The following is a 10,786-nucleotide window of genomic DNA, read 5'->3' on the forward strand; positions in this document are numbered from 1 at the left end:
TAAGATTCGGGATGACTCATGTTTTTTTATATCTAGTCTATTAGCCGAATGAATACTGCAGATGGCGCTTGGTGACTAGCTGAGGAATGGGTAAGCCCGTACCGCTCAATCTCTGGCTTCTTTGCGTATTCCTGCTTTTGTGGTGGAGGGGGTATGCTCGTTAAGTGAGGTTGAGCAGGGGGTAATTGCTTGGCCATTTCCAGGGTGGTTAGTCCAAGAGCAGGCCAGCGGATGATTGATCTTTGATCATAATGGGGGTGGACATAAAATGCAGCAGCTGTTGCTCACAGGGGTTAGAGCATCCTTGATAGTACTGTTTAACCCCTTTTTCATCCTATCATCACATTTGTGGTATATGTGATTCTGCTGAAGTATATTTTCATGAGGATGAATCTTTCTCTCATCCTACCATCGCTATATGAAGTGTATATTCCTCACAGCCCTTGCCATGGGAATTGCAGGGACGCTCTATGCCCAGCAGCCAGCCAGTACTGCCGCACCTGCCAGTGCAGCGTTAAACGATGATTTCTCCTCTGCAGAGAGTTTGGTGAACTGGATATGGTTTCACCAGACCGAAGGCTGGCCCGATAAAATGAACAGGCTGACAGTAGAAAATGGCCGTCTGGTCTTTGAGCCTGGCACCTCTGGCTGGTTTGCCGATTATCAGGCGCCTTTCTTGTATAAGGAGGTGCGCGGCGATTTTGATGTGCGCATGCGGATAAAAGCAGAAGCGCTGGGAGGTGGAATTTCGCACACCACCTGGTCGTTGGGTGGGCTTATGGTGCGTGTGCCCAAGCGAAGTACCAAAGAAAACTGGCAGCCCCGGCAGGAAAACTGGTTTTTTATCACCACCGGCGTGGCGGCCAATGCAGGAGAGCAGGTCATTGAATCAAAATATACCCTCAACAGCAAATCAAACCTGAAATTGCGTCCGGCCAGAGCCGAGTGGATCACACTTCGGGCCGTGCGGGTTGGGCATGCCTTTATTCTACTGTATCAGTATGAGGGAGAGCACTGGCAGGTGCACGAGCGTTTTTACATTGCCGATTGGCCGCCGGTTCTACAGGTAGGCATTAATGGGTACACCAACAGCGAAGCCCTGCCTCAGGAAGTTAGATTTGGCGATGCGCTGCAACAGAATAGTACTGTCTATACAGGAATAGGTAAAAACGACCTGCGCCTTCTTGTAGATTGGGTACAGTTTAAAATGCCTGTAGTTAGCTTTTCGGAGACAAACCGCGCAATGGAATGGTATAACAATGTGGCCAGGAATACGCTAACCGATTACAGCCTGACTAACGAAGCACTGTTGGCGATGCTGGGTGATTAAGGTCGTGCCACCTCTACTGGTGCAGAGGACCTGCTGCTATCTATCTGTCCATAGAAGAAAGCTATAAGCCGAAAATGCCTCCATTAGAAGCTGTTAGGTAGGCTCTGCAGCCAGTAAGCGATACGCTCGGGCTTGTTATAAGCGGGAGCCAAGACTACACCGAAACTTTTTCTGTTATATTTGTGTCATCTTACCAAATCGTATAAAAATTTTTCAGTCATGGGTAAAGCAATAGAAATTACCGATTCTAATTTTCAAGACATCGTAAACACCGATAAACCAGTATTGGTAGACTTCTGGGCCGAGTGGTGTGGCCCCTGTAAAATGATCGGACCAGTGATTGAAGAACTGGCCGGCGATTACGAAGGCAAAGCCGTTATCGGCAAGGTAGATGTGGACAGCAATCCCGAGGTTTCTGCCAAGTTTGGTATCCGCAGCATTCCTACGCTTCTGGTATTTAAGAATGGTGAGATTGTAGACAAGCAGGTGGGCGCCGTAAGCAAAAACGTTCTGGCTCAAAAGCTGGATGCGCAAATGGCCTAAGCCCAATCCTTGAATATAGCATTAGAAGCCCTGCCAGTATTGGCGGGGTTTTTTTGTGCGCATCCCTTCCATTACAACAATAGGGGCTAAACTCAGGAACTTACGTATTTGAGGAGCAGGCTTCCAGCATGAGCAATCGCTCGCCTCCAGGCGAGTGAATGTATGCCAAGCCCTCTGGCCGCCTTTACAGGCAAATTACTAGGCTCACAAGGAGTGTGAAGTTTCTTTATGATCCTCACCTGGTAATACCCGCGCAAAAAGGGGAATGGCTGCTCAGGTAATGACAGTGAAACGCTACTGCTGCGCTGGCAGAAAGTAAGAATCCGCAAGAACCTAGTTGGGCTTTTACTCGTTGTTTAAACATTGAATAGTTTGGATGACGATTTTAGTTATGAATACAAAGAAACCCCTTCTAACCCCCTATACCCTAAACGATCTTGAACTGAAGAACCGCGTGGTGATGGCTCCCCTGACCCGCAGCCGGGCCGATAATCCAGACAAGGCGCCCACCGACCTCCACGCCGAGTATTACCGCCAGCGGGCCTCGGCCGGCCTCATCATCTCCGAAGGCTCCCAGATCTCTGAACAGGCCGTTGGCTATATCAACACACCCGGCATCCACACCCCTGCTCAGGTGAAGGGATGGAAGAAGGTGACCCATGCCGTACATGAAGAAGGCGGAAAGATCTTCTGCCAGCTCTGGCATGTAGGCCGCATGTCGCATCCCGATTTTCATGGGGGTGCCCTGCCGCTGGCCCCATCTCCCATCAACCCCCATGCTAAATCCTATACCCCTCAGGGTTTTAAGGATACGGTAACGCCCAAGGAAATGAGCCTGGAAGAGATTAAGCAAACCATCGCCGATTTTCAGCAGGCAGGTAAAAATGCTATGGAAGCCGGTTTTGATGGGGTAGAGATCCACTCCTCTAACGGCTACCTGCTGCACCAGTTCTTTAACCGCACTTCCAATGTGCGCACCGATGCTTATGGCGGCTCTATAGCAAACAGGGCCCGCATCCTCTTTGAGGTGATTGATGCCCTGAAAGCGGTAATGCCCGAAGGCCGCATCGGGCTGCGGCTGAACCCCTCGCTGCATGGCACTTTTGGTATGGAGCTGGATGAGGAAACCATTCCAACCTTCGACTATATTGTAAAAAAGCTCAACGATTACCAGCTCGCCTACCTGCACCTCTCGGAGCCCTTTACCGATGTGAGCCAGCTGCCCCATGCCGAGCCCCACATTGCCAGACGCTACCGTCCGCTTTACAGCGGTACGCTCATCATCAACGGCGGTTTTGATGAGGAAAAAGGAAATGAGGTGATCCGGGAAGGCAATGCCGACCTGGTGGCTTTTGGAAAACTGTTTATTTCCAATCCCGATCTGCCCCTGCGCTTTGAACAGGGGGCCCCGCTGCAGGCCTGGGATGCCAAAACCTTCTACTCGCCCGGAGCAGAAGGCTACATCGATTACCCCCTGCTGGAAGAAGTGGAACGCTAATGACGTTGATTTCTCTGCCCTAAAGTCCCGGTGCCCTATGTTGGTGCCGGGCTTTTTTGTTTTATGTTTGTGTGAACCCAGGCGGCCGGCCGGCATATGGAAACACTTTGTGGCCGGGGACTCTTTTTAGAGGTAAAACAAGCGCAACTTTCCCATCTATGAACTATCAGCAAATTCTGGACGAGATCTACAAAGAAGCAAAGGTGTTTAAAGGCCAGGGCGAGCTGGCCAGCTACATTCCCGAACTGGCCCGGGTAGACCCCCTTAAGTACGGCATTCACCTGGCCACCATTGAGGGGGCAGAGTTTGCGGTGGGGGATAGTCAGGAGCCATTCTCTATCCAGAGTATCTCCAAGGTACTGTCCCTTGCGCTGGTGCTGCCCCTGATCGGCGAAATGCTCTGGGAACGGGTGGGGGTGGAGCCCTCCGGCAACCCCTTTAATTCCATCGTGCAGCTGGAGTATGAGAATGGCATACCCCGCAACCCCTTTCTCAATGCCGGCGCTCTGGTGATGGCCGACATCCTCATCAGCCGTTTTGATGATCCCAAACGGGAGTTTCTGCAGTTTGTACGCAGGCTGGCCGGCAACGAAACGATCCAGTACGATGAGGAGGTGGCCGCCTCGGAAAAGGCAACCGGCTATGTCAACGCCTCGCTCATCAACATGATGAAATCCTATGGCAACATCAACAACGAGATTGACAGCGTACTGGACTTCTATTACCACCAGTGCTCCATTGCCATGAGCTGCCAGGATCTGGCGCGTGCTTTTCTTGTTTTTGCCGATGAGGGCTGTATATACGGAGAAGATACCCGCATCCTGAAGAAGGCACAGGTAAAGCGGATCAACGCCCTGATGCAAACCTGTGGGTTTTATGATGAAGCAGGGGAATTTTCGTTTCGGGTAGGGCTGCCGGGCAAAAGCGGGGTAGGCGGCGGCATTGTGGCCGTACACCCCAAGTGTTATAGCGTGGCCGTCTGGAGCCCCAAGCTCAACAAAAAAGGCAATTCTGTACTGGGCATGAAAACCCTGGAATTGCTCACCACCAAAAGCGGTACCTCTATTTTTTAAAGCAAAAAAGGGGTGCCGTTTGCGACACCCCCTTTTCGTTTCACTAAAATGTGATCCGGTTCATCTTTTCTGCAAAGTGATTGCAGCCAAAATTAGCACCGGTAATGTAGTCGTAGTGCTCTCCCTTTTCCGATACGGGCTTGCCATCGTTGAGGACCGGCACAATGTATTCCGGATCCAGGTTGTGGTCAGATAGTTCGTTGCAGCGGCCAAAGGCATCACTGCTTACAGCAGCCGGTGTGTTGAGTTTTGCCTGGCTTTGCTCCCAGTGGGTACAGTGATTACAGGTAGCTTCCATATGCTTAAAAATTAGGTTTTACATCAATCTACACTTCTTAAACTGCGAAACAGGAAACTTGGGTTGCGGATAACCCCTTGTTTATGACTAATTTAGAATTAAGCTAAATTGCCTGCCTGTCCCCGGGTACCTGAGGAAATGAGCGATACAGGCCCTATGGTATGCCGGATACTTATAATTCCCACAGCCCCAGCATCCGCTTAAGCTCGGCCTGCTGTTGCTGAAACTTCACCTGCAGCGAAAAAAGCTTCAGGCGGCTTTCCAGGTATTTCAGTTCCCGGGCATTCACGTAAAAAAGCGTGCTTTCGCCAAACTCAAATTTCTGCTGCTCGGCCTGCCACAGCCTGCGGTAGCCCTCGGCCAGTTGCTGGTTTTGCTGCACCTGCTGCTGCAGCAGCTCCAGGCTGCCGAGCAGCGCCTCCAGCTTGGTGGTGAGTTCCAGCCGTTTCTGCCGTTGTTCCAGGGCGGTAGCTTCCAGCTTCAGGCGGCTTAGCTGCAACTCACCCCGGGCATTGCGCAGCAAAAGCGGCATTTTAAAATTCACCCCAAACTTGTAGTTGTTGACCGAGTAAGAGGAGGCCCCTTCCAGTGGGGGTTCGCTGCTCAGAAGGTTATAGCTGGCCTGCAGGGATGGCTTTAGTTTCTCGGCCTTCCAGCGCCGGTCGGCCTCCAGTTCTTCCAGCCGAAAGCCGTAGTAGCGCAGCGCAGGGCTGCCTTCGGCCAGGGCAAGGGGAGCAGGAGAGGCCGTGCCGTACAAGCTGTCGGGCAGGCTGGCAGGCGGCAGCGGGCTGGGGGTGAACTGGCTCTGCCAAAGGGGGGTGCCTTCCTCTGACCAGTAGAAGGAGGCCACCTCCTGTTCGGCTTTTATCAGTGCCTGTTCTTCTTCCAGCAGCTGGCTTTGCAGGGTCTGTAGCTGCACAAAGGCTTCCAGGGTATCAATGGCGGGCAGCTCTTCGGTGGCAAAGCCACCCTGCACCAGCTGATAGCGCTGGCGGGCTACCTGCAGTGCATTTTGCAGGGTTTGCACCTGCTGGCGATGACCGGCCCAGGTCCAGTAGGCTACGGTAGCCTCGTACAGCAGATTGGCCAGTTGCTGGCGCTGCTCCCACTGAAAACGCTGCTGGCGTATACGGGCAGCGCGCAGGGCGGCCCGGCCTTCATCAAAAAAGAGCCCCTGGGCCAGCGGCAGGCTTACTCCGGCATACCACAGCCCATCGTCGGGCACGGTGCGCTCCGGGTTCAGGTAATAGCCCTGGGCATAGTCATAGCCGGCCTTCAGGTCCAGGCCCAGACGGGTGTTTACCTTTAGGTCGCTGCTGAAGATGCGGTAATAGGTTCGGTCCTTGTAGCGCTTTTCGTCGAAGGTGCCTCCCAGCTCGGGATCGAAAAAGCCACGGGCAGCCCGCACTTCCATACGGCCCTGCTCTTCCATCAGGCGGGCAGCGCGGGCAAGGGGGTGATGCTGGCTAACCTGCTGCAGGTACTCCGACAGGTAGAGCGTATCGGCCCCCTGCTGGGCGCTGGCACCCAGAGAAAGTAGCAGAAGGGCTGTTGCCCCCAGCAAAAGAGAGAGTAGCCGCATGGTCATTTTTTAGGTTCGTTGGCAGCCTGATCGGCCGTAAGGCTTCCTTTTCGCTGGTAGAAGTTGGGCGGAAAGCCGTTGATGCGCCGCCAGAGCTCATAGCCCAGGGGTACATCGCCCAGCAGGGCCATGCCCCGGGCGCCGGATCCTATGCGCAGGGCATCGGGCCAGTCATACAGCTGCGGGTCAGGCCCAACCAGTATCCGGTAGCGACCGTTTTCGCTGGTTACATTGTCAATGGCTATGATGCGGCCCCCAAAGGTGCCATACTGCGCATTGGGCCAGCCAGAAAAGACAATGGAGGGCCAGCCATCAAAGATCAGGCGCACCGGTTGCCCGGTCTTGAGCAGGGGCAGGTCCAGGGGTTCAATATAGAGCTCGGCTGCCAGATCAAAATCGGAGGGCATAATGGTGAGCAGCTGATCGCCGCTCTTTACGGTTTCGCCCAGGCCGGCCTTAATGGTCTTGGTTATATAGCCGGCCTGCGGGGCCGTTACATAGTACATGCCCTGCCGAAGGGTATAGTTGGCTACCTGGTTTTGCAGCTTGGCGGCATCGGCTGTGGCGGTGAGGCCCCCACTGCGGGCCTCGGCCTGGTCAGAGCGGGCCTTGGCAATCTTTTCCTCATACTGGGCCTGTTGCGAGGCCAGTTCGGCCATTTCGGCCAGCAGCTTGTTCTGGCTGCTAAGCAGATCGGTTTCGGCCTTAATGATCTTGGCCTGGGCTTCCTGCTGCTTCAGCCGGCGGTCTTCCAGATCTTTGCGTGATTTAAGGCCCTGCTCAAAGAGCTGTTCCATCCGCGCGTATTGCTGGTCGGCAATCTCCAGATTGGTGCGGGCTGCCACCACTTCCATGCTGTCGGACTGCACCTTCAGGCGGGCCTGCTGGATGTAGTTGCGGACCTGCTGTAACTTAAGCACGCGGGTTTCTTCCAGGGCCCGTATCTGGTTTTCGAGCTGCGCTACCTTCTGCTCATAGGCGCCAACAGAGGAGCGCTTGGCCTGAAACTGATCTTGGGTGCGCTCTACCAACTGGGGATCCAGGTACTCTTCCTTGATTTCTGACAGGAGCAGAAGGGTATCGCCCTGCTGTACCTGCTCGCCCTCGCGCACAAACCACTGGGCTATGCGGCCATCAATAACGGCCGGCACAGCCTGCGGTCGCTGGCTGGGCAGAGGGGTGGTGACTACCCCATCGCCCTGCACGTTTTGCGTCCAGGGCAGAAACAACACGGCTAAAAAGGCAATCAGCATAAACGTAAGCAGGCGTGGCGCCATGGAACGCCCTTCCTGCCGTTTGAGCCGCCGCAGGGAGCTGTACTGCTCCTGGGTAATGTTGAGCTCGTTGTCTTGGTTGCTTATATTCAGCATAGGGGCTTAGCGCGAAAAAACTTCGTGAAACCAGGTCTCATTTTCAAGGCTGGCAAAATCGGTCACTTCCTGGAGTTTGCCATCCAGCAGGAGCAGGATCCGATCAAAACGTTTGGCCAGCTCGGGGTTGCGGCTGCTAACGATCAGTGTCCAGCGTTGGCTGGGGTCCAGCAGGTAGTGCAGTAGCTTGTCGGTTTCGGCCGGGGCCAGCCAGTCAAAGGGGTTTTCCAGCAGCAGCAGGCGGGGCTTCATGGCCAGGCTACGGGCCACCAGAATCTTTTGGATGGCGCTGCTGGAAAGGTGCCGGCCTTCGGGCAGCAGTTTGGCATCATACCCCATGGGCAGATGCTCAACCATCTCGTTGAGGCTAACGGCCTGCAAAACTTCCTGCAAGGTTTCATTGGTAATATCTGGCTTGCCCAGGGTAATGTTTTCCTTGATGCTGCCGGCAAAGATTCCATTTTTATCCAGGTTGGCGCCCAGGGTGGTGCGCAGCGTTTCCAGGGAAATAGTGCTGGCCGGTAGCCCATTGTAGGAGATGCTGCCTTTGGGGGTTTGATAAAGGCCCGCCAGCAGGCGCAGCAGCAGGGTTTTGCCACTGTTGCGGGGCCCCATGATGCAGAGGCGCTCGCCGGAGGCAATGCTCAGGTTTATATTGTCCAGAAACAGGCTATTGTCATGCAGGGAGTGCGCTGCAGCATTTTTTAGGGTAATGGATAGGCCTTTGGAGGTGGCATCGCTGGTATCCAGCCGGTTGCCGGCCTGGCTTTCCAGGGGCAGATCGGTCACATTGCCGATCTTTTCAATGGAGGTGAGCACATCATAAATGGTCTCCATGCTCAGAATGAGCTTCTCTACCGAGTTGAGCACCATAATTATGATGATCTCCGCAGCTACAAACTGGCCGATGTTCATCTGCTGATCCAGCACCAGCTTGCCGCCTAGTATAAGCAGGCCGGCCGCTACCAGTACCTTAAAGCCGATCAGGTAAATGTACTGCTGCTTAAGCACGCTAAAATGCTGGTCCCGCGCATCCAGGTAGCCTCCCACCAGCTTGTCGGTGCGCTCCATGGGCAGGGGGGTATTGCCGGCCAGCTTGAAGGTATCCAGGCTGCGGGCCAGCTCCTCCAGCCAGTGCACCACTTCATATTTGTACTTTGACTCTTTCAGGCTGGTGGCCAGGCCTATGGGGCCTGTAAGCCGAAAGATCAGAAACATAAGCGCTACCAGCAGCAGGCTGAAAAGGATGAAGAAGGGGTGATAGAGCGATAGCAGCACCAGCCCGAAGAACACCTGCAGGCCGGCAGCTGAAAAATCCAGCAGAATCTTGGAGAGCCCCTTTTGCACCATCAGCGTATCAAAAAAACGGTTGATGAGCTCGGGTACATAGTGCTCCCGCTGGGTATCGGTCTTCAGGCGCGGAATGCGAAAGGCAAACTCCAGCGCCGCCCGTGTAAAGATCTTTTGCTGCAGCTTTTCGGATACCACCAGCTGCAGCACCTGCAGCGTGCCGGCCAGGCCCATGCCCAGGATCACCAGAAACACCAGTACCGTAAGGGAGGTTGAGATCTGTCCGCTCTGAATCAGGTTAATGATCACCTGTATCCCCAGCGGAAGAGATAGGGCAACTACCCCACCAACTACCGCATAGAGGTAAATATTCCCGATCTGTTTCCGGTCTACCTTCAGCAGGCGGAAAAAGCGGGTAATAGGAGGGATGGTAGTAACAACAGTTTGTGGCATAGAACCTATAATAGCTGGGCAAATATAATGCTATCAAAATTGATAGTAATACTATCATTGTTAAATTTTTGTTCCTTTTTTTTCAACTATTTTTGGGTGTAGGAGTGATAGTGGATCAGCAGCAGTAGGTAAGGCATGTAGTAATTTAAGAACTTTTGCTCATAGAAAACCAGATAACAGGCTCAATATGAAGCAAAACATACCCGCTTGCCTCAGCATCTGCCTGAAAATTAGCAAAGCTATGGCAGCATATAGTTGAGTGAAAATTGTTAAGCAGGCGGAACATCTTCTTCTCTGCACGCTGTAAGGTTGGCTGTTGAATCTCTGCATTTGTAGAAGTTTTAAGCCTTATTTTGAGCCCATCATTAAGTCAAGGAACCATATGAGATGGATGCGTACACTAATGCTGGGACTGTTGGCCTGCAGTTTGGTTCAAAGCATGAGCCTGGCACAGCCGGCAAAAAGGGGAAAAAGCAGGAGCAACCCGCCTCCCTAACGCTGGCCATTGCCGATAATGGCACCGGCCTGCGCAAAGAAGCCATAGCGCCGGTAGCGGCTTACCTGAGCAAAGAACTGGGCATCTCTGTAAGGGCAACCGCTACTACCACAGCCATTGAGCTGCTCAACGGGCTTAAGGAAGGCAGCATTGATATTGCCTACATCAATGGGTTTGGCTATGTGCTGGGCGTTTCGGATTCGTTGCCTCTGGTGCCGCTGGTAGTGCCCGGCACAAAGGATGGGAGCCCCAATACCTACAACAGCTGTATTTTCACTGCGGCCACTTCTTCTATAAAAAGCATGGCCGATCTGGTGTCGCGTGCCCAGCAGTACCGCTTCCTGTTTGTTAATCCTACCTCCACCTCGGGCCACCTGGTGCCGCGCCTATACCTGGGTAAGATGGGCATTAAGCAGGCCGAGGTTGAGCTGAAGGATGTTGCTTTTGGTGACAGCCACTACAACACCATAGAGCAGGTGCTGGCAGGTGAGGCCGATGCCGGTGCCACGGCCTACAACATTGTACAGGCCCGGCTGGCCAGCGGGGAGCTCCGCTGGGAAGACATCAACATCCTTTGGGTATCGGAAAATATCACCCAGGAGCCAGTAGTAGTGAGCGAGCGCATGGCCCAGCCGCTGCAAAAAAAAGCTGCAGCAGGCACTGCTTCAGCTGCACCGCAGGGAGCCGGCCCTGTGGGCGCATATTCAGGCGAATTTTTCCGCCAGGGAAGCCACCAATTATGTACAGGCAAAGGATTCCGATTACAACTCCATCCGCAATGTTTCCGGTCGCATAGACGATCTGCTCTTTATCCTGAATTTCTACATAAACTGATAGAAGCGCTTAGAAAAAG

General features: G+C 53.6%; 9 protein-coding genes. 5 read left to right on the plus strand and 4 right to left on the minus strand.

All coding sequences use genetic code 11. The features are described from left to right. Window positions 1–418: 418 nt before the first annotated feature. The 4 genes from ADICEAN_RS18140 (at window position 419) to ADICEAN_RS18155 (ending at window position 4,444) form a co-directional block, all read left to right on the plus strand. Window positions 419–1,330, plus strand: a complete 912-nt coding sequence (locus tag ADICEAN_RS18140) for a DUF1349 domain-containing protein (RefSeq protein ID WP_009197115.1) — start codon at window positions 419–421, stop codon at window positions 1,328–1,330. Window positions 1,331–1,549: 219 nt separating this feature from the next. Continuing rightward, a complete protein-coding gene (gene trxA, locus ADICEAN_RS18145; protein ID WP_009197116.1) occupies window positions 1,550–1,873 on the plus strand; it encodes a thioredoxin in 324 nt (107 codons plus the stop codon). Window positions 1,874–2,264: 391 nt separating this feature from the next. Beyond that, a complete protein-coding gene (locus tag ADICEAN_RS18150; protein WP_009197117.1) occupies window positions 2,265–3,371 on the plus strand; it encodes an alkene reductase in 1,107 nt (368 codons plus the stop codon). Window positions 3,372–3,529: 158 nt separating this feature from the next. Further along, window positions 3,530–4,444 (plus strand): glutaminase, encoded by a 915-nt coding sequence (locus ADICEAN_RS18155; RefSeq protein WP_009197118.1) that lies wholly within the window; start codon window positions 3,530–3,532, stop codon window positions 4,442–4,444. Window positions 4,445–4,487: 43 nt separating this feature from the next. On the opposite strand, the gene ADICEAN_RS18160 is transcribed toward ADICEAN_RS18155, so the two are convergent. From ADICEAN_RS18160 to ADICEAN_RS18175, 4 genes are all read right to left on the minus strand, one after another. Then, window positions 4,488–4,742 (minus strand): hypothetical protein, encoded by a 255-nt coding sequence (locus ADICEAN_RS18160; RefSeq protein WP_009197119.1) that lies wholly within the window; start codon window positions 4,740–4,742, stop codon window positions 4,488–4,490. A gap of 172 nt (window positions 4,743–4,914) precedes the next feature. Further along, on the minus strand, window positions 4,915–6,324 hold the full coding sequence (locus tag ADICEAN_RS18165) for a TolC family protein (protein WP_161622732.1): 1,410 nt from the start codon (window positions 6,322–6,324) through the stop codon (window positions 4,915–4,917). 2 nt (window positions 6,325–6,326) lie between these two features. Further along, window positions 6,327–7,694 carry an HlyD family secretion protein gene (locus ADICEAN_RS18170; protein WP_009197121.1) on the minus strand — a complete coding sequence of 456 codons (1,368 nt, stop codon included), beginning with the start codon at window positions 7,692–7,694 and terminating at the stop codon, window positions 6,327–6,329. A gap of 6 nt (window positions 7,695–7,700) precedes the next feature. Then, the gene (locus ADICEAN_RS18175) at window positions 7,701–9,437 is read right to left on the minus strand and encodes a peptidase domain-containing ABC transporter (protein ID WP_009197122.1); all 1,737 of its coding nucleotides are present in this window, start codon (window positions 9,435–9,437) and stop codon (window positions 7,701–7,703) included. A 387-nt stretch (window positions 9,438–9,824) separates the two neighbouring features. Between ADICEAN_RS18175 and ADICEAN_RS18180 the strand changes: the two genes are divergently transcribed. After that, a partial coding sequence (locus ADICEAN_RS18180; RefSeq protein ID WP_040398092.1) for a phosphate/phosphite/phosphonate ABC transporter substrate-binding protein occupies window positions 9,825–10,786 on the plus strand: 962 nt, incomplete at its 3' end.

It is taken from the genome of Cesiribacter andamanensis AMV16, from assembly GCF_000348925.1.
Classification (GTDB): Bacteria; Bacteroidota; Bacteroidia; order Cytophagales; family Cyclobacteriaceae; genus Cesiribacter; species Cesiribacter andamanensis.